The sequence below is a fragment of the Anaerotruncus sp. AF02-27 genome (assembly GCF_003465835.1).
Classification (GTDB): Bacteria; Bacillota; Clostridia; order Oscillospirales; family Ruminococcaceae; genus Anaerotruncus; species Anaerotruncus rubiinfantis.
Genome location: NZ_QSBX01000019.1, coordinates 43,197 through 68,549, shown reverse-complemented (window position 1 = coordinate 68,549; position 25,353 = coordinate 43,197). Strand labels below are relative to the sequence as shown.

The 25,353-nt window shown below is 55.6% G+C and carries 22 protein-coding genes; 5 read left to right on the top strand and 17 right to left on the bottom strand.

The genetic code is table 11. The features are described 5' to 3' along the window. Positions 1-137: 137 nt before the first annotated feature. The 11 genes from DWV16_RS13640 to DWV16_RS13590 form a co-directional block, all read right to left on the bottom strand. Positions 138-449 carry a DUF5720 family protein gene (locus tag DWV16_RS13640; RefSeq protein ID WP_040015755.1) on the bottom strand — a complete coding sequence of 104 codons (312 nt, stop codon included), beginning with the start codon at positions 447-449 and terminating at the stop codon, positions 138-140. 50 nt (positions 450-499) lie between these two features. Then, a complete protein-coding gene (locus tag DWV16_RS13635) occupies positions 500-1,360 on the bottom strand; it encodes a DUF6017 domain-containing protein (protein WP_118479767.1) in 861 nt (286 codons plus the stop codon). A gap of 67 nt (positions 1,361-1,427) precedes the next feature. Next, positions 1,428-1,613, bottom strand: coding sequence for a hypothetical protein (locus DWV16_RS13630; RefSeq protein WP_118479765.1), 186 nt, complete (start codon positions 1,611-1,613; stop codon positions 1,428-1,430). 29 nt (positions 1,614-1,642) lie between these two features. After that, entirely contained in the window at positions 1,643-1,918 is a 276-nt protein-coding gene (locus DWV16_RS13625) for a DUF5720 family protein (protein WP_118479763.1), read from the bottom strand. Between the two features lie 12 nt (positions 1,919-1,930). Then, complete coding sequence (locus tag DWV16_RS13620) at positions 1,931-2,866, bottom strand: ParB/RepB/Spo0J family partition protein (RefSeq protein ID WP_118479761.1); 936 nt, start codon at positions 2,864-2,866, stop codon at positions 1,931-1,933. Next, positions 2,823-3,644, bottom strand: coding sequence for a ParA family protein (locus tag DWV16_RS13615; RefSeq protein ID WP_118479759.1), 822 nt, complete (start codon positions 3,642-3,644; stop codon positions 2,823-2,825). The genes DWV16_RS13620 and DWV16_RS13615 overlap by 44 nt, the downstream gene beginning before the upstream one ends. Positions 3,645-3,763: 119 nt before the next feature. Further along, complete coding sequence (locus tag DWV16_RS13610; RefSeq protein WP_118479757.1) at positions 3,764-6,736, bottom strand: type I restriction endonuclease subunit R; 2,973 nt, start codon at positions 6,734-6,736, stop codon at positions 3,764-3,766. Positions 6,737-6,768: 32 nt separating this feature from the next. Continuing rightward, positions 6,769-7,911: a restriction endonuclease subunit S gene (locus tag DWV16_RS13605; RefSeq protein ID WP_118479755.1), complete on the bottom strand. Its 1,143-nt coding sequence runs from the start codon at positions 7,909-7,911 to the stop codon at positions 6,769-6,771. After that, positions 7,904-9,400, bottom strand: a complete 1,497-nt coding sequence (locus DWV16_RS13600) for a class I SAM-dependent DNA methyltransferase (protein ID WP_118479753.1) — start codon at positions 9,398-9,400, stop codon at positions 7,904-7,906. The genes DWV16_RS13605 and DWV16_RS13600 overlap by 8 nt, the downstream gene beginning before the upstream one ends. Beyond that, positions 9,378-10,946, bottom strand: a complete 1,569-nt coding sequence (locus tag DWV16_RS13595; RefSeq protein ID WP_079988212.1) for a class I SAM-dependent DNA methyltransferase — start codon at positions 10,944-10,946, stop codon at positions 9,378-9,380. The genes DWV16_RS13600 and DWV16_RS13595 overlap by 23 nt, the downstream gene beginning before the upstream one ends. A gap of 41 nt (positions 10,947-10,987) precedes the next feature. Continuing rightward, positions 10,988-12,571 carry a restriction endonuclease subunit S gene (locus DWV16_RS13590; protein ID WP_118479751.1) on the bottom strand — a complete coding sequence of 528 codons (1,584 nt, stop codon included), beginning with the start codon at positions 12,569-12,571 and terminating at the stop codon, positions 10,988-10,990. A 229-nt stretch (positions 12,572-12,800) separates the two neighbouring features. Here DWV16_RS13590 and DWV16_RS13585 point away from each other — a divergent pair, with 229 nt between their 5' ends. Continuing rightward, positions 12,801-13,322 (top strand): sigma-70 family RNA polymerase sigma factor, encoded by a 522-nt coding sequence (locus DWV16_RS13585; protein WP_341423433.1) that lies wholly within the window; start codon positions 12,801-12,803, stop codon positions 13,320-13,322. Between the two features lie 138 nt (positions 13,323-13,460). Here the strand turns inward: DWV16_RS13585 and DWV16_RS13580 are convergent, their stop codons facing one another. The 6 genes from DWV16_RS13580 to DWV16_RS13555 all read right to left on the bottom strand — a co-directional run bounded on the left by DWV16_RS13580 (position 13,461) and on the right by DWV16_RS13555 (position 20,452). Continuing rightward, positions 13,461-13,811 carry an Hpt domain-containing protein gene (locus DWV16_RS13580; RefSeq protein WP_066457724.1) on the bottom strand — a complete coding sequence of 117 codons (351 nt, stop codon included), beginning with the start codon at positions 13,809-13,811 and terminating at the stop codon, positions 13,461-13,463. Positions 13,812-13,972: 161 nt separating this feature from the next. Then, entirely contained in the window at positions 13,973-14,980 is a 1,008-nt protein-coding gene (locus tag DWV16_RS13575; protein ID WP_118479749.1) for an ABC transporter permease, read from the bottom strand. After that, a complete protein-coding gene (locus DWV16_RS13570; RefSeq protein ID WP_066457719.1) occupies positions 14,977-16,389 on the bottom strand; it encodes an efflux RND transporter periplasmic adaptor subunit in 1,413 nt (470 codons plus the stop codon). The genes DWV16_RS13575 and DWV16_RS13570 overlap by 4 nt, the downstream gene beginning before the upstream one ends. A 21-nt stretch (positions 16,390-16,410) precedes the next feature. After that, the gene (locus DWV16_RS13565) at positions 16,411-17,259 is read right to left on the bottom strand and encodes a carbohydrate ABC transporter permease (RefSeq protein ID WP_118479747.1); all 849 of its coding nucleotides are present in this window, start codon (positions 17,257-17,259) and stop codon (positions 16,411-16,413) included. Next, positions 17,259-18,041: a sugar ABC transporter permease gene (locus DWV16_RS13560; protein WP_341472917.1), complete on the bottom strand. Its 783-nt coding sequence runs from the start codon at positions 18,039-18,041 to the stop codon at positions 17,259-17,261. The genes DWV16_RS13565 and DWV16_RS13560 overlap by 1 nt, the downstream gene beginning before the upstream one ends. A gap of 86 nt (positions 18,042-18,127) precedes the next feature. Then, on the bottom strand, positions 18,128-20,452 hold the full coding sequence (locus DWV16_RS13555) for an ABC transporter substrate-binding protein (protein ID WP_118479743.1): 2,325 nt from the start codon (positions 20,450-20,452) through the stop codon (positions 18,128-18,130). Positions 20,453-20,635: 183 nt separating this feature from the next. On the opposite strand from DWV16_RS13555, the gene DWV16_RS13550 reads away from it, so the two are divergent. The 4 genes from DWV16_RS13550 (at position 20,636) to DWV16_RS13535 (ending at position 25,349) form a co-directional block, all read left to right on the top strand. Next, positions 20,636-21,316 carry a response regulator transcription factor gene (locus tag DWV16_RS13550; RefSeq protein WP_066457712.1) on the top strand — a complete coding sequence of 227 codons (681 nt, stop codon included), beginning with the start codon at positions 20,636-20,638 and terminating at the stop codon, positions 21,314-21,316. Continuing rightward, positions 21,309-22,598, top strand: a complete 1,290-nt coding sequence (locus tag DWV16_RS13545) for a cell wall metabolism sensor histidine kinase WalK (RefSeq protein ID WP_118479741.1) — start codon at positions 21,309-21,311, stop codon at positions 22,596-22,598. The genes DWV16_RS13550 and DWV16_RS13545 overlap by 8 nt, the downstream gene beginning before the upstream one ends. Positions 22,599-22,685: 87 nt before the next feature. Further along, the gene (locus tag DWV16_RS13540; protein ID WP_118479739.1) at positions 22,686-23,804 is read left to right on the top strand and encodes an ABC transporter ATP-binding protein; all 1,119 of its coding nucleotides are present in this window, start codon (positions 22,686-22,688) and stop codon (positions 23,802-23,804) included. Between the two features lie 99 nt (positions 23,805-23,903). Then, complete coding sequence (locus tag DWV16_RS13535; protein WP_118479737.1) at positions 23,904-25,349, top strand: N-6 DNA methylase; 1,446 nt, start codon at positions 23,904-23,906, stop codon at positions 25,347-25,349. Positions 25,350-25,353 lie beyond the last annotated feature (4 nt).

Here is a 25,353-nt window from a genome sequence, read left to right as displayed (position 1 = left end):
TTTTCGCTGCTCCCAAAACCTGAAATTTCTACTTGACTTTTGTTAGCAGGTCTTTCCACGAAGTTTGCAGGGAATCTCTTTTTTGCTAAGGCGGAACCACCAGCCGCCGCAGAAGATAACGCTTCATACCGCCCTCCTTAGCGTAACTGGTCAGAATGGTCATAGTGCAGATTGCCCTGGCGTACCTTTGCGTGGCTCAAAATCTTAATCTGCCCCTTTTCCTGACTATCCAGTGCTTTTTCATAACCGGTATCCGACAGGAACAGGCGGGTTCGTTCGCCTTTCCAGCCAACAGGGGAATCGTTCGTCAGCACATCAAAAATAATCATGTGCCGGGTGTCCTCCGCAAAACGCTGGAGGTCCATATATCCATGACCATGATAATTCTGCGCTCCTGCCTTTACCCGCATTTCTTCCATCAGCTGCCCTATGGTCTTTCCCTCAGACATCATGCTTACTCCTTTCTCCCGGCACTTCCGGGCAATAAAAAAGCGACCATTTACCAGCCGCCATATAGATCGTGATTTACTTGTGAGGTGTAATGATTGCTTATCGTGGTCGGTGCATTGAACAGAACGGTCAGAAGATACTGCTTCATGTTGCGAATTTCCGTGGTGTTCTTCTGTAAACAGTCCATGACAAACTCAATGTGCGAGTTATCCAGCTTCAAGAACCTGGAACGAACGATTTCATGCGGAAAATCACTTCCTGCAATACGGGTGGTCTTTCGCTTTGCACAGACCGTTTCCACGATTAGCTCCACAATCTCATCCAAATCCTCCCGATAAGTTTCATACTGCTGACACAGGTATTCATACCCGATATTCTCCTGAATCAATTCCCGATAACTCTCTATCTCTGTGAATGACATCGCATCCCTTCCTTTCCGTTCCGGCAGACAATCTGCCGCGCAATCCCGGAAGGGAATGGAATCGGTACTTGATCCATAAATATTTTGTTTTTGAGTATTAGATTTCTCTATATTTAATTCTGCGGGCTTTTCCGTATCCGGTTTATCCATATCCGGGTTTTCCGTATCTGGTGAATCCGTATCCGGTTTTCTAAGCTGTGGCTGCTCGTATATGACATACTCTGTATCGCTGATGCGTCCCTGCCGGTCACGCAGCTTGTGCCGCACAATGTAACCAGCAGCCTCCAATTCCCGCAACGCAGCGCCTATGGCATCCACGCCCTCCTTACAGATCTTTGCAAGACCACGGGTGGTGTAATTCCAGTCCTCTGGCAAAGATAACATCATGGAAAGCAGTCCCTTGGCTTTTAACGACAGGTTTGCATTTCGTAAATGATGATTGCTCATCACGGTATAATCACGGGTCCGTTCAATGCGAAAAACGGCCATCGACCTCACTCCTTCCGATTTTTGGGTACAAAAAAAACGCAATCCTCATTCCAAAGAATTGCGGTGTTCAACACTTTTCAAATTTTCTTGCATAGAACCAAAGCAGCGGCTTTCGAGGAAGCGCCTCTGTAAATGGCTCCTCCTGGGCGAAAGGAAGTGTTTGCATCACTCGGTCAATATCCGTTGAATCCATGTCATGCTGAGATTTGCAATCTTCCCGGATTGCTTCTTGAATTTCCTTTACCGTACACATAGTCATTCCTTTCCTTTCGTTGTATGGGTTTATGAGCGGCGGCGTTTTCCCGGTTTGAAATCGAGGATATGTCCCTCAATCACACGAGCGTAACGCTTGATCTTGATTTCCCGGCGCTGCTGGCTTTGCAGGGCAGCCTGATACCCGTCCTCGGTCAAAAACAGCCGCATTTCCTCTCCGGGGCTGCCGTAAGCTGTGCTGGGACGCAGGACGGAAAACTCAATCATCCAGCATGTGTTATCCCAAAACCTCTCCACGGCGAGAATGTTGTGTCCTTTCAGCTCACGGGCTGAAATATCCATCATAGGCGGCTCCTTTCATCGTTCCTGGTCTCTCTGACGCTTTTTCTGCCATGCCTCCAGCAGCTTGATGATGGTTTCCTGCATCCGCTGGGGCGTATAGCTTTTAGGGAAATACTTCCGCAAGGTGTCAGAGGTAAATGTCACTCGGTCCAGATCGCTTTTCTTTTCCTCACCCATGATGACACGCATCATATCGAGGGTCAGATGCCCCTCCTGACTGTATTTCTTGAGCCGCTGGGCTTGAGAAAGAGAAGGGGTAGCCTGTTCGCTGTCCATCGCGTCCAACAGGTCTACCTGTTCCCCCTTTTTGAGAAAGGACAGCTCATAGGCAGGGTTCAGGGCAATCTTCTTTTCATCCACCATATCTATCAATTCGGGAATCAGCTCTGTCAGACGGATATAACGAAAAATCTGGTTTTTACTCTGACCTACTTGCTCTGCCAAAATCTCACTGGACTTCTTGCCCTCTAACTTGTTCCCAACTTGGGAACAAGTTAAATCCACTCGCTCTCCTTGATGTTTCATGGCATCCAGTTTCATTTTATAAGCAAATGCCCTTTCACTGGGGAGTAGACTTTCTCGTTGCAGATTGCTGTCAACCATAATGATCGTGGCGGCATCATCATCCAAATCCCGAACAATGACCGGCATGGTCTCCTTGCCTGCCAGCTCACTGGCTCTGTGCCGCCTGTGTCCGGCTACCAGCTCATAACCGCCCTCTGGGTCCGGCCGGGCAATCGCAGGAACCAGCACACCATACTGCTTGATACTGTCTGCGGTTTCCATCATTGCTTCGTCATCCTTGACTTTGAATGGATGCCCTTTGAACGGGTGCAGTTCCGACAGCGGGATTTCTACTACTTTTTCTCTCTGAGCATCGGCACGGCTCTCCTCCGTAGAAAACAGATCATCTACCGATGCCAGCTCTACTTTTTTCGCGCTGCTTTTCAAGTTTCAACACCTCCTTCGTCAGATTTCGATACCCCTCTGCCACCTTACCGCCAGGGTCATGGGCGAAAATGCTTTTTCCCTCTGCGCTAATTTCCTTTGCACGGACAGAGTGTGGAATCTCCGTTCCAAAGACTTTGATTTTACTTCCATAGGTGTCCCGCAGCAAAGCAGCAATCTCTTTGGCAAAGTTGGTGCGGTTATCCACCATCGTCAGCAGGATACCGTCAATCTGGAGCTTTGGATTGATCTGCCGTTTTACCTTGCTGACCGTAGATAAAAGCTGTTCCAGTCCTTTGGCGGGCAGATACTCTGCCTGAACGGGAATTATGATCCTGTTCGCAGCCGCCAGCGCATTGACCGTAAGCATCCCCAACGAGGGCTGACAGTCAATCAGGATATGGGAATATTGTCCCTTCAGTGTGTCCAGATATTGCCGTAAAACCGTTTCACGGCTCATGGCGTTTACCAGAGAAACCTCCATACCGGAAAGCTGAATATCCGCAGGCATCAGGTCAACGCCTTCTGCATGATGCAGAATACCTTCTCCGGGGCGTATAGGCTGATCCATCAGAATTTTGCCCATTGCATCCGACAGTGTAAATGGCAGCTTGTCTGGTTGCGGATTTCCCAAGCTGATTGTCAGGCTTCCTTGCGGGTCCCCGTCGATCAGCAGGACTTTCTTTCCGGCCTGCGCCAGCCCGATTCCCAAGTTCGCACAGGTTGTTGTTTTGCCAACGCCGCCTTTCTGGTTTGCGATGGCGATGATTTGCGTGTTCAAATAAACCTCCTCCTTCTACAAAAAATATCCCTATTCCGAAAAATAGGGATGAAAAAAGCCGCTTACTCAAATAAATGAATAAACGGCTATGTAAGAAATATTCGATTGTAAGTAAAGTTTTATATCACTGCAAAATACCGAAGTGCATCTTTGATTGCTTCTACCTTTTCTGGTGTCGGATGCTTCCTCGGCTGTTTCAATTCTTCTACCGCATTAGGAGCATCGTACATTGGCAAGCCTAAATCTCTCTTTACCTCTGCGATATATGCGGTATGTACTTTGAAGCCGTATTTCGCTTCTATGTACTCCTTAATCATTTTGTAGGTCACTTTTTCTTTGGGCTTGTACGCTTCGGCTCTTTTAGCAATACTATCTACCGGAATCTTGCCCTCGCCCTCTCCAAACTCCACATCAATGTGGATATAACTGTCGGCTTTTTTGTGGGATAAAAGAACTACCGTCTCCACCCGCGCAGTCTCCTGGGACAAATCCAAAAGCTGCTTCAGGAATTCGATGCTGGTGATGATCCCCTGTTCATACTGCATGCGCAGATTCTCCAGTTTTTCTCCGAGCTTGACATATCCCGCTTCCTTGCTGTGCTCCAAAATCGTTGCGGCCAGATGGATTTCCACCTGTTTAGCAGCCCGTTTCACATCCTTCTGCTTCGCAATGAAGTCATCGATCATACCGGCGTCCAGCGACAGGATTTCCGTGTCGTCATGGATCTGGCCGACCGACAGGTTCTCATGTACCAGTTCCATTGTTTTGGCGCCCAGCGCCGCCCAGATCAAAGCGCCGCTGCCGTCGGCCGGTTTGACCGACTCATAGACACGGGAAAGCCACCGGTAATCCGCCCGGTACGGGCGCAGGAACAGATCCGGTGACAGCGCGTCCCAGGCGCGGTTGAGCACGCGGTAATCGGCGGCGAAGGCGTCTTTTTCTCTGCTGGCCGGCAAGCATTCCTGCGCCGCCATCAGGCCTTCCCAGCCTTCGGCCGTCCGGTCGACACCCATAAAATAGCTGAGGCATTTTTTCAGCAGGGCCGGGAACTGTTTTTTGACCTCTTCAAGGTTGGTGATAATCCGCTTCATACTGCTTTCATCGAAATCCAGCGTCTTTGCAGCGTTATCAAAGATCCCGATATAATCGACGACCAGCCCATAGGTTTTTCCCATGTCATAGGTACGGTTGGTGCGGCAGACTGCCTGGAGCAGACTGTGATCCTTCATGGGTTTATCAAGGTACATCGCCTGCAGGATCGGCGCGTCAAACCCGGTCAGCAGCTTTGCGGTTACAATAACCAGCTTGAGCGGGCTGGATGGTTCCCGGAAGTAGTCCAGCAGCTTTCCTTCGCCTTCCCGGTCGCGGCGGTAGGCTTTATATTTATCCCCTTTGTCGTTGTTGGTGTCCATGACGATGGTGGTCGCGTCAGGCCCCAGCAGCCGGTCCAGTTCCTGTTTATAAAGCAGGCAGCAGTCCCGGTCATAGCAGACGACCTGCCCTTTGTAACCGTTCGGTTCTATTTTGGTCTTATAATGGTTTGCAATATGTTCACAGACCTTGCGCACACGATCCGGGTTATACATGATCGCCTTCATATTGACCCGTTTTGAAAGCTCGGCGCGCTGCGCGTCGGACAAATCGGCGGTCATTGCTTCAAATTCCGCGTCCAGCTTGTCCCGGTCAATATGCAGGTCCACCGGCACCGGCTCAAAATGCAGCGGCAGAGTCGCTTTGTCCCGGATCGAATCGGAGAAGGAATAACGGCTCATATACCCGCTCTCATCCTCGTTTGCGCCGAATGTCTGGAACGTGTTCCGGTCGGACCGGTTGATCGGGGTGCCGGTCAAGCCGAAGAAAAAGGCGTTCGGCAGAGCGGTGCGCATTTTTTCGCCCAGGTTGCCTTCCTGGGTCCGGTGGGCTTCATCAACCATGACGATGATATTTTCCCGCGGGTTGAGCACGCAGTCGACCTCGCCGAACTTAAAGATGGTGGTGATCAGGATTTTGCGCATATCCCCCCGGAAGAAATCCATCAATTCCTCCTTGGAGGACGCGCTGGCCAGGTTCGGGATATCCGAAGCGTTGAAGGTGGCTGTGATCTGGGTTTCCAGATCGATCCTGTCGTCGACAATCACAACGGTCGGATTTTTCAGCCGCGGGATCATGCGCAGTTTCTGCGCCGCAAAAACCATGAGCAGCGATTTCCCCGAGCCCTGGAAATGCCAAAGCAGCCCTTTCTTCGGATACCCGGCGACAACGCGTTCCACGATCAGGTTTGCCCCTTCGTACTGCTGATAGCGGCAGATGATCTTATATTTCCGATGTTTTTTATCGGTGGCAAAAAGGGTAAAAAACTGGAAGATATCCATCACCTTGGCCGGTGTGATCATATCCTCCAGGCTGATTTTCACATCGGACAGGCTGCCTTCAGCCTTATGGCCCAAAGCATGCCATGGTCCCCACAGGTTTGCCGGCATATTGACGGCGCCGTACCGGTAACATTTGCCCTCGGACGCGAAATTGAAGATATTCGTAACAAACATCTGCGGGATGCTTTTTTCATACGCCAGGATATCCTCCGCAGCGTCCAGCCAGGTGATGGCGTTACGGACGGGAGTTTTCAGTTCGCCGGCCGCCACAGGAAAGCCGTTTATCAAAAGGACGATATCCAGCCGTTTGCCGCCCTCTTTTTTCGGGAATACCCATTGATTGGTTACCACATATTCATTCTGAGCCAGCTCTTCCGGACTCATGGTGCCGAAAAATCGGATTGGAACCATCCTGCCGTTCTTGCCGAACGGAAAAGTATTCTCTTCAAAGACCAGCTTCTTGAACTGTTCATTCTGTGGCACCAGACTATTCGGCTGTACGGAAGAAATCAGCCTGCGCAGCCGGTAAATAACCTCGTTTGCACGGGAAGGTTCCTCTGCAATCTCCGGGTTCAGGCGAATCAGCGCCGCTTTCACCATCGGCTCCACCATGACATCCGAATACTGCCGTTCAAGCCGCTCCGCGGGTATGTAGTTCCATCCGTTCCCCTGCAGGGCGGACAGGGTCATCTGTTCAATGGTATTTTCTTCGTTAAACATTTAAACGCCTCCATTCCGTCCAGCTTTGCCGCTCAGCCGAGATTTTCCGCGAGAAGCCTCCGGTATGCCGCATCTAGATCCGAAGCCGCCTGCTGCAGTTCGGCTTTCGACCGGACGCTCTGCCGCATAAAATCTGCGAACCGCTCCTGCAGATCAATCGGCGGCAGGGTGATCGCATAGTCCGCGAGGTATGAGATGGGAACCCTCCGCTGGCCCCCGGTCCCGGTCATGACCTTCTCCGCGTCCCGCCTGAATTTTTCAAAAATAGTGATTGCGTACAGCCAGTACGGGTCCGAAACCCCCGGGATGGGCCGCAGGACATGAAATTCCGTGGAACCGAAGCCCAGCCTGTTGCAGAGCCCCTTTGCCACAGCGCCCTTCCCATTTTCCATACAGGGAGTGATCTTTGCGAACAGGACGTCGTTTTCCGCAAAATAGGTGAACCCTTTGCAGACTTCACTGTACGGTCTTATGATTGAGGCGTCCAGCTCCCCTTTTTCTCCGACCGACGGCATCGCCACAAAGGAGCACCGCGTTTCGGGCGGGATCTTTTTGAACTTTTTGGGCTTTTGGGGGTTCAGCAGGCAGCAGTCCTTCAGCGTTTTGAGCCCCCAGCCGTGCGTGTCGCTCCCCGGGACGCCAAACAGCTCGATAAAGCGGGCCTTGACCAGTTCATCGGTGCTTTGCAGCAGCCTTTTATAAGCTTTCCTGACGCGGTCGACCGACCAGAACATCTGCGCCAGCCTCTTTTGTTTTTCCATCTCCGGCAGCTCGAACCGGTAGTTTTGCAGATGTTCCCATTTCACCCTTGGCGAAAGGGACCCCGCCGATCCCCCGACTGCAAAGTCAAACAGCGCGTCGTTCTGAATAACAAACGGCAGCAAATCCGGATCGATTCTCCCTGGGATCGCTTCGATGACCGTGATATCCCCGGAACAGATCCCATCGAACGGCGCGGCCGCGGCCTTTTTCAAATAGGCGCGCCGTCGTCCGAAGAGGATGTCCCCCTTGCGGAACATTTTGGTGAAGGTGTTTTCCGTTCCTTCTTCCCAGGCGGCCAGCGTGACTTCCCCAGGCGCCAGATGTTCCAGCCCCACGCGCGCAAGGCCCTCCCCGCCTGTCCGGCAGGTCTCTCTGCGTTCTCTGGCAACATCCCCCAGACATACCTTACCCATCGCCTTCAGCCCCTTTATCCAGCAGCTGATTCAGCTGCGCGTAGCTTTCCCGCATACGTTTTGCCGAGCCGAGCCAGCATTCATAATGCTCCTGCGCCGGGCGCGTATCCAATGCGGCCCCTTCCGCCGGCGCTTTGACGTACAGCGGGATACTCAGTGAAAATTTGTTCGCCTCAATTTCCGGGATCGTTGCCAGCTTTGCAAAACCTTCCTGGTCCGTATAATCCTGGTAGGCACCGGAAATCCGCTCGATATGCCCATCCTCCAGAAAGCTCTGGGCATTTTTGCGTTTTACCTCCCGCACCGCATTGATAAATAAAATCCTCCCGCGCCGTTTTTTCTTTTTGTTCGTACGGCAGATCACGATACAAGCTTCCATGGGGGAATTGTAAAACAGGTTTGGTCCCAGCCCGATCACACACTCCAGCAGGTCGCTACGGACAAGCTGCTCACGCATCTCTTTTTCTTCTTTGCGAAACAGGACGCCGTGCGGGAACAGGACGGCGCATCTGCCAGTCTTTGGGTCCAGGCTTTTGAGGATATGCTGCAGAAACGCATAATCCGCGCGGCCCTGCGGGGGCAGGCCCAGAAAATTCCTTCCATATTTGTCCTTGCGGAAAGCCTCCCGGTCCCATTGATTGATGGAATAGGGGGGATTTGCAAGAATCAGGTCAAAGCATTTGAGCTCTTCGCCTTCCAGAAAAGCCGGTGCGGCCAGGGTATCGCCGTTTACGATTTCAAAATCCTTTATGCCGTGCAAAAACAGGTTCATCCTGCCGATGGCGGAGGTCAGCGCGTTGATCTCCTGGCCGTACACGGCCACGCTGCGCCATTCCTTCTTCTGTTCCTTGAGATAAGCGATTGCGGAAATCAGCATCCCCGCGCTCCCACAGGTCGGGTCGTAGATCGATTCGTCGGGGGCGGGCCTGAGCATTTCGGTCATCAGGTGCACAACGGTACGGTTCGTATAGAATTCCTGCGCCGTGTGTCCGCTGTCATCCGCGAACTTTTTGATGAGATATTCGTACCCCTGCCCGAGTTCATCCTCCGGGCAGTTCTGGAGCGAAAGCGTCCGGGAGCTGAAATGCTCCATCAGCTCTTTGAGCAGGCGGTCCGGCAGGCGCTGTTTATTGGTCCATGCGCCGTCTCCAAAGATCCCCTGTAATTTAGCCGGGTTGGCCTCCTCCACCCGCCGGAACGCCTCGGTGATCGCTACGCCCACATTTTCCGAAACCACGCGGACATCTCTCCAGTGGGCGCCCTCCGGCACAAAAAAGGTGTGGATCTCCTTTTGTTCCGGCGCCTGTTTTTTGGATTTCCTGCGAGCGGCCCGCGCGCACTCCTCATCATACACGTCACAGATCCGCTTAAAAAAAAGCAGCGGAAAGATATACTGTTTGTAGGCTCCTGCGTCGATGTTTGAGCGCAGGAGCACAGCGGAATTCCACAGGTAGGTCTGCAGCTGTTCAAGCGTGATCCGCTGGTTCATGCACATATCCCCCTTCCACCAGGAGCTTTTTCAACGCGTCCTCCGCCGCGCGGACCTCTTCAAATGCCGCAAAATACTGCTCGCGCACCTCTTCGGGAGGGACTGTCTCCGGTTCCTTCCGGTCAATATAGGTCTGGATTGCCAGAGTGTATCCTTTGGAACGGATCTTATCCAATTCCACCACTTTCACTCGCTCTACCACGTCCGTATAGCTGGTATACAGCGAAAAGATTTCCTGAATATCCGTTTGAGACATAACGTTCTGCGCCCGCTGCGGGGTGTAGATTCCGGAGGCATCGATCATGCAGATTTTTCCACGGTGCGCGGGAACTTTTTGATTATTCAAAAGCAGGATGCACGCGGAGACGTTGGTGGAATAAAAAATCCCGCCCACCAGCGTGATGATGCATTCAAGCTTGTCGGATTCCACCATCTGCTTTCTGATTTCCGCCTCCTTGCCGCCGCGGAAAAGGATTCCCTGCGGAAGCACAACGGCACAGCGCCCTGTATCGGGGTCCATGGATTTTACCATGTGCTGAAGCCAGGCAAAATCGCCACTGGCATCGGTCGGGCAACCCCAGATGTTGCGGCCGTACAGATCCGAAGCAAACTGCTGCGCGCCCCAGTTTTTCAGCGAAAACGGAGGATTCGCAAGTACGCAGTCGAAGGTTTTCAGGCAGCCGTCCTCCAGGTAGCCCGGGGCGCGCAGCGTATCCCCCTGGGTGATATGGAAATCCCGCGCGCCGTGCAGGAACAGGTTCATCCGCGCCATGGCGGAGGTGGCAAGGTTTTTTTCCTGGCCGAAGATTTTCCCATAGGTGCGTTTATCGTCCTTCATATAGTGGATCGCACCGATGAGCATTCCGCCCGTCCCTGCGGCCGGGTCGTATACCGACTCCCCAATTTGGGGAGCCAGCAGCATAACCATCAGCTTTACAATGGGGCGGGGGGTATAGAATTCCCCGGCATTTTTTTTGGACAGGTCCGCGAACTTCTTGATCAGGTATTCATAGCTGTCGCCCATAACATCGGCGGGATAAGCCTTGTTGCTGACCTTGATTTTTGACATGTGTTCCACCAGGTCTTTCAGGCGCTCATCGGACAATTTTTCCTGATCCGTCCAGTTGGCGTCGTCAAAACTGCTGAATACTCCGCTCAGCGTGTCGGGGTTCGCCCGCTCTATGCCGTTCATCGCCTTTACGATGGCCTGTCCAATATCCGCAGACTTAACCTGAACGTCTTTCCAATGGCATCCGTCCGGAATGATAAAATCGTGGTTTTCCGCGAATCTGGCATATTCTTCGTCTCCACCGGAATGTTTCAGCAAGGCCTCCATTTCTTCATCATACACATCGGACAACCGTTTGAAGAATAAAATGGGGGTGACATAGCTTTTATACTCGTCCTGGTTGATCGGACCCCGCAGGATATTGCACGCCTCGAACAGGTGCGCGAACAGCTTTTGGCTTGTCGTTTCTTCCGGCTGTTTTTTCCCAATCCCGTCCGCGCCGGGGCCATCCGTGTTTTCAATATTGGTATCCCGCATCGAATCACTTCACATCCTTTATCTCAGTCTTTCCACTTTTTTCAGTAAATTTTTACCCGGAGCCCGGACTGCGCGTTTTGCCAGGCTTCCTCCGCTGCCGCTACGGTTTTCTGGTACAGCGACAGCCCGGCATTGTATTCCCGGACGATCCCGTCCTGTGTTTCCAGTGGCGGAACCGGCACCGTAAGCCCGTACAGATCGTTAAAATTGATGTTCATAATCCCCGATCCGCGCTGTAGGCCCCGGAGCATTTTTTCGCCGGCCGGCGTATCCAGGAAGAGCTTCAGATATTCGCCGCGCAGGCCCTTGTGGGGGCGGATCACATTTAAATTCGCGGAAGGGATACAGATAAACGGCTGCCGCTCGAACACGGCCGCTTTGATGGTGGTCCCGCGCGATGTGACCAGCACGTCCCCGTCCTCCAGGATATACCGCGCCACTTTCCGTTCTTCCTCATCGATAAAATCAAGCGCCGCGTAGTCAATGCCGGTATCGGTGATATTAGATATATTGATGACGCCAATTTTCCCGGTTTCAGACTTCCCTTTGACCGCTTTGCCGCGGAACACAGCGGCTACATCCCTGAGCGACGCTTTTCTGACCGGGGAAGCCCTAAAAAGGCGCAGGTCGTCGTCATCTTCGGAAAACGCCATATCAAGATTCCAGCCATTCAACTCGTCGAATTCATCCCGAAACAGGAGGACTTCCTTATCCAGAATCAGTTCTCCGCAGGACGAACCCTTCCGGACGGGCTTATCAGAGATATACCGCTTTAAAACGACATCGTCTGTCACACCGGTTGAAAAGGTAAAGAGAAACGCGTTCATCGTGGTGTATGGAAAAAACAGCCCCGAGGGCAGTTCTGCGATTTCTTTGATCCTGTAGTTGTTCTCGATATAGGTCCGCAATATTTCCGTATTGCCGCCCGCGAAGGTGATCCTTGCGGGAAGGGAAATGACCAGTTCGCCCTCAAAATTCAGATGATAAAGCAGATTCTGTGTGGCGGCCAGATCCAGTTCCCGGCAGATGAAATCCTGGCCATCCGCTAAATCGCGGACACCGAACGCGGGGACGGCAAAGATCAGGTCGAATTTCTGATCTGTGAAACCATCGGAATAAATATCGGCGGTGAGGAAGGAAACATTGAAAAAGGCTTCATAGGCGCAGCGCAGGACCCGGGAGATCTGCTCATCCTGACAGGACAATGTAAAATGGATGTCGCTGTGTTTGCGTATCATATCAAAGATGGCGTCCCCATACTTTTCACACTCTGCAATCAGGACGCGGCGCACCATATGGCGATCGAGATGTTTTTGGAATTCAGCCGACAGCACCTTCGGCACATACAGTTCCTTCCCATTGGAAATATTTTTCAAATAAGCGGGTATTTCTTCCGCCCGGATGTCCCGCAGCGCCTGATATAGACGATAAAACAACGCGGCATCTCCAGGAAAGCGGCGATCCAGATCAGCGGTCACCGACTGCATCGTTTCATAGATGGTATCCGGGTCCGCCTCCCGTCCTTTCAAAGCCGCCTTTGTTTTCCACACCCGGTACAGGTTGGCGTAGGACTCGCCGGAACTTGCATAGTCAAACGCCTGCGCTTCCTGGAAGCCTCTGTTCATAGCCGCGTCTCCTTTTAAAGTTTCCTCAGAATAATGATATTATATCATCTATATTTTAGTATTTCAATACTAAAATTATATTTTTAAAAACCATCTCTAAAAATCATTATACCATCCGAACACTGAGGCCTCTTTCCGTTTCAGCTTTCCTCTGCATATGCGAACCGACCGGCCTGTTCCGAAAAAGTCCGAAGGCAGCCTGTCCCCCCAACCTCTAAAATCTTTCCTTTTGCTTGCTTCAATAAAGAAATATTACTCCGCCTTCAAGGATCAGGATGACCTCATCTCGATCGGCACCATTGGGCTGATCAAGGCTGTCTCAACCTTCAAATCCGAAAAAGGGACCCGCTTTGCCACCTATGCTTCCAGATGCATTGAAAACGAAGTCCTGATGCATTTCCGCAACAAGAAAAAATCCGCTCAGGACGTATACATAAGCGACCCCATCGACACCGATAAAGACGGCAATTCTCTCACTTTGCAGGACATCATGGCCGAGGACGACAATATCATTGACTGCATTGATTTGCATATCAAATCCGAACAGCTCCACACCTTCATCGCTGACGCGCTCGATGAAAGGGAACAGCAAATCATCATTATGCGTTATGGGCTTGGCGGCACCTGTCCGCTTACCCAGCGTGAAGTTGCCAAAAAATTGGATATCTCCCGTTCCTATGTATCGCGCATTGAAAAAAAAGCCATCAACGTTCTGCGCACCAAATTTGAAAAGGAAGGCGCATTCTCCTGAACAGCCCTGATTTCCGGGCGTCAAGAATTGATGGAAACACAAAATAAAAAGGGGCCGCCGTTGGCAGCCCCTTTCATCTATTCCTTGATGTGAATGACCAGTTCTCGCTCCCGTTCTATTGCGTCCGTTTCCTTCCTGTCAGCCCAACCGGGAAAGCCACCCGACAACTGACTGATATTCTTTGCTGATTCGCGCAAAATTCTCCTGCACCGCCTGGTCGCGGTCGGCACGCAGATCTTCCACCATTTTGGAGCAGTCTGCGTAAAGCATTTGAAGGCCGAGGTTTGCGGTAACCCCTTTTAGCGTGTGAGCGGCCCGCAGAATTTCTTCCGCATCATTGGCATCCACCGCCGCGCACAGTTCCATATAAGTCTTATCTTCCGGAAACTTTCGGATAAACCGCTCCATCAGCGCGCGGTTTCCCGAAAAGCGCTCCAATACCGCATTTTCATCTAGGTTGATGTGTCCGATAACCTCTTTAAACTCCATGGATCGGATCACTCCTTATCTATTTTTCAGTTTTGTCTATTATATCCCCCACGCCGGCAAAAAGCAATGCGTCCCGCCCAATTTCGTGGTTGCCCCATGGAACTCCCAATCATTTTCCTCTCCAAAAACAGCGGCCTTTCTTTTGCGAAAGGCCGCTGTTTTTATCTGCCTGCCCCAAGCCGTATTGCCGCGCCCAAAGCCGCGGCTGAAAGAATTCCCCAAGCCGCCTGGCCCGTAAACCGCAGCAAAATCAGATCCTGCCTGGTCTTTTGCGCCGCCAGAAATTCCACTGCCTGAACCCGTATGACGGAGACGGTCTCGCTCCAAAAGGAAAAATCCGACCAGCGTGAAGGAATCCATTCAACCGGAAGCACCTGAAAAATTCCCAGCATCAGGAGCGTCACCGCCGCTGCGGACAAGAAAAACAAAAGCGCCCAGCGCGCCGGATAGTCCCGCTGCCGCCGGACTGTGCGCAAAAGCCCCTGGAGCGTCCAGGCCGCCAGCAGCACAACCGGCGTAAGGCACAGAAATTTCGCGGCATAAGCATAAACCTTATGTGAAATCCAAAGATCCGGCGACAGGCCGTGCCGCGTCAAAAAAGCCTGCCTTTGCGCGCCGTCCGCAATGGTCAGGCTGGTAAGCGCCGTGCTGTCCGGCGCACGCAGAATCATCGTCCCAGCCGGGGCTCCGAACACCCCACGCACCATATAGTTTTTCTGTGCGTAGGCGATTTCATTCCCCACAGCGTTTTCGCTGCCAAAAAGCTGACGAGCTGTCTCGCGGTCAATGAGGCAGCCCGTCTGGTCAGCATTAGAAAGCGCCTGCGCCACCGGAAGCGCCTGCCGGGAATCCCCGCGAAAAAAGAGCACCGCAGCTTTGCTTTCCCGTCCGGTGAGCGGGCTCTGCACCCGCTGGCCGTTCAGTTGGCTCCACGCGGCAAGCACAGCCGGGTTTTCAGCGCGCTGTTCAAGCTTTTGAAACGCCGGGAAATCCTCCGCCAAAAGCGGCGCGCTTTCGCAGCAAAATGTTGCGCCGCCGCCCAGCAGCGCCGCCTGCCGGTATCCGTCCGCGCCGAGAAGCCCGCAGAACAGCGAAACCAGAAGCAACGCCAGCGTCACTCCCCGGCGAAAGCCGCTGCGCAGACCTTTGCAAAAAACCCGCGCGTTCATGCCGTCCCCTGCGGGCGGACACGATCGCCCGACGAAAGCGGTTTATCCGTATCGGTTACGACAAGGTCATCGGACGAAACCGCGCCTGATACCGCCGCCTGCGATTCATTTTGTTCAAGTACAGTTACATCCACCCGTTCGGCGGTCTGTTCAAGTCCCAGTGCCGTTTCCCGCTCCCGCACCAAAAGGAGGTAGGTCTGCGGACCGTCGGCATAGAGGGCCGACAGCGGCACCAGCAGATCATAGTTCTGCGATTTCTGGCGCACCTTGGCCGAACCGGCCATATCGAGCGCACCCTGCCCATCCGGCAGATCCACCGTGAAGGAAAACCGCCCGTTGTTTTCACCGCTCAGCGGCTTCACCGCCGAAACCTTGAGTCCGTCCAGCGGCTGGCGCAGATCTGGCAGGCTCAGGATCACGGGGTCCCCTTTGGACAGGTATTTTTTCTCGTCCGCGGAGATTTCCCCGCAAAAACGCAGTCCGCCCGTACCGGTGAGATAGACGGCCGCTTCGCCGGTGGCACGCTTTCCGACGGCGGCAGAAAGCCCGCTGACAATCCCATCCGCCGGGGAAAGCACCTCTCCGTTCGCCGCGAGCGACTCCTGGATATCCGAAATTTCCAGTTGCTTTAGCTGGCAGTCGAGCGCGAGCTGGCGCGCCTGGGTGTCGGGCTCGGCCCTTTCCGCGTCCTCCAGAGCGCGCTGCGCCGTGAGGAGCAGCTCCTCCTTGTCGTGGCGGGCCTGATCGTACTGGCGCTTCTTCTCACGGTAACTGTCACGCAAGGCGATGTAGGTCGGGTCCTCATCCTCATCATATTCGTCCTCGTCATAGTCCGCATCATCCTCGACTGAGCCGTTATAGTCCCGCAGCTCCTTGCGCGCACGACGCATCTCCTCCGCCGTCTGCCGCACGTTGAGGTCCGCTTTCTCCTGCGCGAGTTTCAAATCCTCTTCAGCCCGTTCGCGTTTCGTTTCGCCTTCCGTTTCAGCCAGTGCATCCTTCTCCTGCTGCTCTTGCAGCCCAAGCTGCAATTTTTGCAGTTCAAGGCGCTTTTGCGCGAGTTGTTTTTCAAGCTCCGCAGTGTCGAACGTGAAAAGCAAATCGCCCGTTTTGACCCGGTCGCCCTCGGCCACCGCCACGCTTTTTACAAGCGCCTCCGGCGCTGTCACAGCGAGCTGGTTCGCCGCCTCGAGCCTCCCGTCAGCCTCTACCGTATGGGTGATCGCGCCGCGGCTGGGTTTTTGCGCCTGCACCCGCGCGACGGTCATCGAATCCGCCGCGCGCGAAACAACGGTACAGCAGAGCATCACCGTAAAGAAAACGAAAAGCGACCGCAGCGACCGCGCCTTGACCGTTTTCATGCTGTCCGGCGAGGGGCGGTGGTTCCAGATGCGTTTGAGAAATTCCATAAATTCAATCTCCCTGTGGGTTTACTCTTTGACCGACGCCGCGATGATCCCCTGCTCAAGATAGCTCTGCCCATAGAGGAACACCAGGATCGCGGGCAGCAGCGTCACCACCGAAGCCGCCAGCGCGAGTCCCGCCTTTCCCGCCGTGATCTGCGGCAGGTAGAGCGAAAGCGGCCAAAGGCTTTTCGTCTCAAGGAAGGTCATCGGCTGTTCGATCAGGTTCCAGAGCTCGAGAAAACCGAGCACCAACGCCGACGCGATCCCCGCTTTGCCAAGCGGCAGCCCAATATGCCAAAATACCTGGAAGGCGTTCGCGCCGTCGATTTCGGCGGATTCAATCACTGCGCGCGGGATCGCTCTGAAAAAACGGTAGATGAGAAAGACCGGAAAGGTCGAGAACGCCGCGGGCAGCAGAATACTCCAGTGCGTGTCCAAAAGCCCCACCGCGTTCAGCACAAGGTAGCTCGAAACCATCGTCACCTGGAACGGCATCAGCATCAGCACGATATAGACGGTGAACAGCCCCCGGTTCACGCGGCCGCGGTACTGTGCAAACCACCATGCGGCCGGCACGGCGGTCACAAGCTGCCCGAGCAGCGCGCCGCATGCGAGCTTGACCGAATTCCAGAACATCACGAAGAACTGCGGCGAATCGAACAGCAGCTCGACATAAGGCCGCAAAGTCGGATAACGCGGAAGAAGATCCCATGCGGCGTACCCTTCCCCGTCCGAAAGCACCGGCGCGAGGTTTTCCGAAAGCTCCAGCGAACCCATCAGCGACCCGCCCGCCAGAAATACAAGCGGCAGCCACACCGCCAGCGAAAGCGCAAACGGCAGGGAAAGCGGCAGATATCTTCGAAGCTTCGCCATCACGCGTCCTCCTCCCAGGCCCTCTGCAAAAGCAGGATGAGTATGAGCACCGCGGCCGCCACCAGCACGGCGGCCGCCGCCAGCTTATCCATCGACAGTTCCCGAAACCAGTTGTTGAAAAGGTGCTGCAGCAGATAGATCGTGTCCGCCGGGTAGTCGCCCGCCACAAGATAAGCTTCCCGAAAAACCTTGAAGGCGTTTAAAAGCGACAGTACCAGAATGGTGTAAAGCGACGGCAGAAGGTTCGGCAGCGTGATCCGCCAAAAGACGGTGAAACTGCCCGCCCCATCCACCCGGGCAGCCTCGAACAGAGAAGGGTTGATCCCCGCAAGCCCCGCCATCCACAGCACCACATCATAACCGAGGTTTTTCCAGATATAACTGCCAACCAGCACCCAGAAGGCCCGCATGTCCTGCATCCAGTCAGCCGGAAGCCCGCCCAGGGAAACAATCCAGCCGTTGAGCAGTCCGTGCCGGTCGAACAGCACCTGCCAGAGCAGCGCCACCGAAGCCACCGGCACTGCCATCGGGATGAGAAACGCTGTCTTGAACGGCCCGGCCTTCTCCGGCGCGCCGTAGAGGATGAGCGCCACCAGAAGCGAAAGTCCCAGCAGCAGCGGCATGCAGACCGCCAGGAATTTCGCGGTGTTGCCCGCCGCGAGCAAAAACGCCTTGTTCCCGAGCACAGTGCGGTAGTTTTGCAGTCCGACGAAATTGCCGCCGAGCGCAGAGGTAAACGAGCGCCGCACAACATCCATAAATGGGATTAATACAAATATCATTACGCCCAGAAGGCTTGGCAGCAGAAAGAGGACCCCACAGCGCCTGCGGGTACTGCAAAAGCTTTTAGAGTTCCTTTCGCGCGGTTTCATTCGGCCAAGTAAAGGCTTACCTTCTGTTCGAAGGCCGAAACCGCCTCATCAAGGGTCATTTCCCCGGTAAAATAAGGCGCGGTCTCATCGATCAGGATCTGCCGTATCACCAGGTTCACGGGAGAAGCGGTTTCGATCGCCGCGAACTGTGCGAGCATCCCATCCATAAAATTCTCCTCCGGCCAGAGTACCCGCATCTCCACCATCACTTGTTCGGTTTCAATCCCTTCCTCATTGGTGGTCGAGGTGACTGTGGAATAATACATCCCATCGTCCATTTCGGAATAGGGGTTCTCGGCGTTCTTTTTGAGCGCCGCCGCATTCACCGGTATTCCATCGTCGAAATTGAAGCTGAGCACCTCTTCCGAAAGGACAAACCGCAAAAAGTCCTGCGCCAGTTCAGGCTGCTTGCCCGCCGCGTTCACCCCGAGCACGGTGCGCGGCATGAATACCGGCCCGTTTTCGCTTGGGAAAAGCCCAATTCCGCCCTCCCCACGCTCTTTAATCGCTGCGTCGGGCGGCGCCAGATCCTTGACCGCGTTCAGTGTGCCAACATTGAGCGAAAGCATCTTCGCTTTCCACCAGATTGCACTGAACACCAGGTCGTCCGTATAACTTTCGTCGTACTGCATTCGTTCGTTCCACGCGCCCGGGATCTTCGAAAGCCGCCCCAGCGCTTCGAGATCGCGGGAGAAGGCCGCCGTGTCAAGCGTGCCGTCTTGGCCGAACCATCCCGGCGCGAGCTGCGGATAATACTGGCGGAGCAAAAACTGCGGCACGGTGCATTCGAGCTGCCGGTTCTCCTGCTTTTCCACCCAATCCACCATATCCACAAAGTTCTTCACCGAGGCCATCGCGCCGTCGTCCCCCTGCAGCATCAGCGTAGAAAACCGCGCCGGCACCGCATAGAGCCCGCTGTCCTGGCGGTAGGTTTCCGCCACATTGCGAAGCAGGCTGCCGTCCGCGATGAGCGGGTCCGCGAGCGCGGAAAGGTCGGCCAGCACGCCTTTTTCAATATAGCTTGTGACCGGGATGCCATCGAGCACCAGCAGATCGGGCCCATCCCCGGCGAGCAGGGCATTTGAAAGTGTGCGCAGCGCGTCGGAAACAGCGATCCCTTCGCCGCCGGAAAGCCCTATCTGGTAATTTACGCGCACATCCGGGTTCCTGCGCTGGAACATGCCGATCGCCTGCCGGATTGTTTTGTTATCCTCAAGTGAATAGACCTTGAGTTCTGTCGACGGGACCGTGGGAATTTCCGCGTCAAAACGGTAGCGCAGCAGTAAATTCTCGCCGCTGTCATCTCCCGCCCAGATGAGGAAGCTTTCGTCCGCGTTGCGGAAAATCCCCCTCGCCCAGACCGACGGCATTCCGAGCGAGAGCAGCTCGCCGTCAGCCAGCCGTTCCACCGAGCTTCCGTCCACAAACGCGCGGTAGATGCCGCCTCGGTCGCAATAATAAAAGGTTTCACCATCCGGCGCCGCGGTCAGTACCCGCGCCGGGCGGCTCCAGTTGAGATCGCTGTCCTCCACGCCGCTTTCTTTCGGCGCGGAAAGCTCCGACAGCCGCTCCCCGGTCGCAAGGTCGTATGCCTGCACCTTATCCGCGCCGGCAATCAGCAACTTTTCACCCGCGATGGCAAAATTGCCCTCCGCGACCACGCCCAGCCCCTCGTAAACGTTCTTCACTTCACCGGTCGCGGCGTCCGCCTGGTGGATCGAAAAATAGGTGCCGAACAGCAGGTCACCATCCGGCGTGACCTTGACCGCGTTGGTACCTGAACCGTTTTCATCGGCTGGCAGCGGGATATCAAGCCGGGTGGGCTCGGCCGCATCCGGATCGGCATAGGCAAAAATCTCCTCCGGATATTCGGTGATGGATTCCGGATCGTTTATCGCCTGTTCCATGAATTCCGGCGTGATGATCGAATAGCTCGCATAGAGCCGTCCGTCCGGCGCAAAATAGGCAAAGCTGATTGATGCCTGTTCAAACGCCGCGAGATACGGCGCATCCACCGGCTGCCAGCTTGCGCCATTATCGGCGCTGCCCCAGATTTTCCATGGGCCGAGATTGTTGTCTGCGTTCTCGTTTGCAACCATACGATAGCTTCCATCCGCAAGCTGATTGATCGTACGGATGGTCCCCACACCTTCCGGAAGCGCGATCTGCTCCTCGATATATCTCCCTTTGGCTGTTTGCGCGGCGTCCCCGCCGCTTTCCGGAGCAGAGCCAGACGGGTCTGCGGTTCCCCCGCAGGCAGTAAGCGCGAGCATGGCGCAGGCGAGCATCCCGGACGCCAGGCGTTTCAGAATCTGTTTCATTGTCGTTACCTCCAAAAATCAGGCTGGCGCAAGTTTCCGCGCCCGCCCTGCTTTAACGATACCACGCGAATCTCTAAACTTTCTGGAAAAAAGATTTCCGGTTTCGGGGATGCTTTAAAGAAACTTTCCAGAAAGCTGTGGTATACTTACCTTTAGAATGCAATGGAATTTCTGGAGGACGGCATGCGGATTTTACTGATTGAAGACGACGAAAAGCTCTGCGAGGCTGTTTCATTCGCACTGACGGCGGACGGCTATACGGTGGATGCCTGCCGCGAAGGGGACGACGGCCTCAGATGGATGCGCGAACGCGCCCATGACCTTGTGCTGCTCGACCGGATGCTGCCGAAGCTCGACGGCGTGTCGCTTCTGAAAAAGGCGCGCGCCGAAGGCATCGGCACGCCGGTGCTGCTCGTGACCGCGCTGGGCGGCGTGGGCGAGCGGGTCGAAGGACTCGACGCGGGTGCGGACGACTATCTCGTCAAGCCGTTCGCCATCGAAGAGCTGCGCGCGCGGGTACGGGCAATGTGCCGGCGCCCGCGCGGATGGGAGCAGAGCGGGACGCTCTCTTACGCGGGCGTGGACTTTGACCCAATGCAGAAGCTCCTGCGCGGTCGGGAGGGCGAATGTTCTCTCTCGAAGCGCGAAAGCGACCTGCTGGAAACATTTTTTAAAAATCCCGGGCAGACGCTGCCGCGCGGCGTGCTGCTGGCCCGTGTCTGGGGTCCTGACGCGGGTGTGGAGGAAGGCAACCTCGACAATTATATCCATTTCCTGCGCCGCCGCCTGCGCTCGGTTGGCAGCGGGCTTCAGATCGCAACCGTGCGCGGTGTCGGATACCGTCTGGAGGAAGACGATGTTTGAAAAACTGCGGCGGCGGCTCACCCTTGTCTGCACCGCTGTGACCGGGCTGGTGCTGCTCGTCATGGCGCTGGCCTCACTGCATTTCTCAGTACAGCAGCTCTCCCAGCGTGCCGACGAGGCGTTCCAGGGCAACCTGAACGCGATCTTTTTCTATCTGCGAGGCCAGACCGCCATCGACCACACCTGGCTTTCTCAAACCGAAGCAGCGGGCGGCCTGTTGATCCGTGTGGAAGATAACGGCCGCCCCTTCCTTTATACCTACCAGGACCCGCAGCGCGAAGCGCTCACCAGCCTGGCGCAGCAACAGGCGCTTGCGCTTTACGGCTTCGACTGCACAAAGCCCCCTTCCACAAGCCTCATGCCGGACAAGGTGCTTTTCACACTCGATACGGGCGGGGTCCGTTACCATGCGGCGGTCTGTACCGTACCCGTGGCAAAAGGCTGGCTCGGCGTGACGGTGCTCAAATCCGCAACACAGGAACAGCTTCAGATCCAAAACCTCTGCTGGATTTTCGCCGGCTTCACCGCGGCCGCAATCCTTTGCCTCGGCCTGTTCGCCTGGGTATTCACCGCCCGGGCGATCCGACCGGTGGAGGAGAACCGCCGCAGGCAGGACGAATTTGTTTCCGCCGCCTCGCACGAGCTGCGCTCTCCGCTCGCGGTGATGCAGGCGAGCGCAGGCGCGATCCAGTCGGCGCCGCTCGAGGAAGCGCGCCGGTTTGCGCGCACCATCGAAAGCGAATGCACCCGCCTCTCCCGGCTGACCGGCGACCTGCTCACCCTGGCGGGAGCGGATATCCATCGCTGGACGATTGAGACCGCCCCTGTCGAACCGGAAACCCTGCTGCTTTCGGTGAGCGAACGGTTCGAGCCCGTCGCGCGGCAGCACGGGCTCTCAATTACCGCCATGCTGCCGGACGAACCGCTCCCACGCTGCCGGTGGGACGCCAGCCGGATTGAACAGGTGCTGTCGATCCTCATAGACAACGCCGTCAGCTATACCCCGTCAGGCGGGAAAATTCAGCTTGCGGCCGTGCGCTGCGGGCGGGCAGTCTGCCTGACCGTCACCGACAATGGGCCGGGCATCCCGGATGAACAGAAAGCGCGGGTCTTTGAACGGTTCTACCGGGCGGATGCGTCGCGCAGCAAACGGGAGCACTATGGGCTTGGGCTTTCGATCGCAAAAGAGATCGCGCATCTGCACAAGGGCAGTCTCATCTTAGAGGATGCGCCCGGAGGCGGCGCGCGTTTCGTCCTGACGCTGCCGCAGCGGATTCTTTAAGGAACTCTTTTTCACAGTTCGCGGCAGCGCTGATCCGCCCTTGGCGTATGCACAACACTTATTCCACCATGCAGGAGGACAAATCCAATGGCAGGTGTTACACTGCAAAATATCTGCAAGGTCTATCCCGGAGGGGTGGCCGCTGTGCAGGACTTTAATCTTGATATCGAAGACCGGGAGTTCATCATCCTGGTCGGGCCGTCCGGCTGCGGCAAATCCACCACCCTGCGGATGATCGCCGGACTGGAGGAGATCTCGGGCGGCGAGCTTGCAATCGGTGGCAGACGGATGAATGAAACGCCGCCGCGCGACCGGGATATTGCCATGGTCTTTCAAAATTACGCACTCTATCCGCACATGACTGTCTACGACAATATGGCCTTTGGTCTCAAAATGCGTAAAATCCCCAAAGCCGAGATCCACAGGCGGGTCGAGGATGCCGCGCGCCAGCTTGAGATCACGGAACTGCTCCCGCGCAAACCAAAGGCGCTTTCCGGCGGCCAGCGCCAGCGGGTCGCGCTTGGGCGCGCGATGGTGCGCGACCCAGCGGTCTTTTTGCTTGACGAACCGCTCAGCAACCTCGATGCGAAACTGCGCGCCGCGATGCGCGCGGAGATCTCACGGCTGCACCAGCGGCTGGGAAGCACTTTCGTCTACGTCACCCACGACCAGACCGAAGCGATGACCATGGGCGACCGGATTGTCGTGATGAAGGACGGCTTCATCCAGCAGGTCGATTCTCCGCAGGCGCTTTACGACCATCCCTGTAACCTGTTTGTAGCGGGCTTCATCGGTTCGCCCCAGATGAATTTCCTTCCCGCGGCGCTCAAACAGCGGGAAGGAGAATTCTACGCAGTCTTTGGGGAAAACGCTCTCCCGATCCCTGCAAAACGCTTTTCACCACACGTACTGGAAAACGCCGGATGCAGAAAACTTATCCTTGGCATCCGGCCGGAAGATTTACATAGCAGCGCGGCGTTTCCGGGCGAAAGCGCGCCACATCCGGTAAACGCGGTCATCGAGCTGGTTGAACCGATGGGAAGCGAAAAACATCTGCACCTCTCCTGCGGCGGCGAAAAGCTGGTCGCCCGGGTGTCTCCGCGCGAAGCCGCCCAGCCGGGCGATTTCTTCCGCATCTTTTTCGACTGTGTCAAACTGCATCTTTTCGACCCTGAAACCGGCTGCGCACTCCCGTCCGGCATCTGAACCGGGCGGGTATTTTTTTGTTGCTGTCGCGATTCCCGCGGTTGCGATCCCAGTCGAAAAATGGTATCCTTAAACCAGGAAAGCTAAAGGAGGGATTCCATGCCTGATATGCCCGCCGGTTCAGCGGATCTTCTGCTTGAATCCGCCGCAATGCTCGAATCGGTGCATGCGGTCATCAGCCGGATGATCCATCGGAGCGACTCCGATTTTATGCTCACCACCGCCGGACTGCTCCAGACGCCGCCCGGCACACAGCGGCTGAACCCCGTTCCGGGGAGAACGGACGAGACGTTCGTCCCCTTCCCGATCACCTGTGTGACCGGGACCTCCCGCTTCGCGGCCGACGCTGCCCTCCTGAGCCCGCCGTTCGGTCCAATCTCCGGATTTGAGAATCCTCCGGCCAACCCTTACGGCGCGAAACGCCTGGAGTCCCTCTTTCTTTACGACACGATTTCACGGCTTCCCATTGGGGGGCGCTGCGCGGCCATCGTGCCGGATGGTCTGCTCTCCCGCGCAATGGATAAAGCCCTGCGCCGCGAACTGGTCGAACACCAACGGCTCGAAGCGGTCATCCTGCTGCCGCTGCACACCTATCAGCCGTATGCCAACGTCTACACCGCCGTCCTGTCCTTTGTCAAAACCGGCGAGGGGACGTCCGGCCCGGTTTGGATGTATGACGCGCGTTCCCTTCCGCTCGACGATCGGTTTACCCAGACCGTCCTCCGGGCGTTTGCAGCACGGCTCCTGGAGGATACCGCCGATCCGAACGCGCTGTGGCTTTCGCCCGAAACGCTTGCGAAAAAACAGTTCTGCCTTGACCCGGCGCGTTATATCCGCCAGGGGAAACCGACCGGCGCAATCTCAGAAACAGAGCTGTACGCGCAAATCCGTGCATTGCAGCAGATATCTCCCCAAGCGGCGCAGCAGGACAATGTCCAGCTCAGCTTTTTTGGCGATCCGCCCGTGCCCGATAAGCATCTCAAGGAACGGCGCGCGCAGCTGCGGAAGCTCTGCCGCGACTGCCAGGCGCTGATGGAACAGATCTTCTGTGAAATGTTTGAAGGCAAAACCGAATGGCCCACCGCCGAGGGGCATATGCTGTTCAGCCTGCGTTCCGGCCGCCGCCTGCCCAAAGACAGCCCCGGCAGGGATTTTCCGGTCTATGGTGGAAACGGTGTCAAAGGCTGGATCGGCAGCGCTTTCGCGGGACCCGAATCCGCCCTGTTCATCATCGGGCGGGTCGGCACCTACTGCGGGTCGGTGCGCCGGGTCAGCGAGCCCTGCTGGATCGATGAAAACGCCTTTTATCTTGATACGCTCAAGCAGGAGATCGATCGGACTTTCCTGCTCTGCCTGATGCGGCATATGGATTTTAACAGCCTCAAGTACGGTTCCTGTTCGCCGCAGATTTCCCAGGCCGATCTGCTTGAACTCTCCTATATTCTTCCGCCGCTCAAATTGCAGCGGGAATTTGCAGAACGTGTGCGCGGTCTGCTCGCCAGTCAGGAGGAGCTTGAATACGCGCTGCGCCCGGAACGAAAATAACATG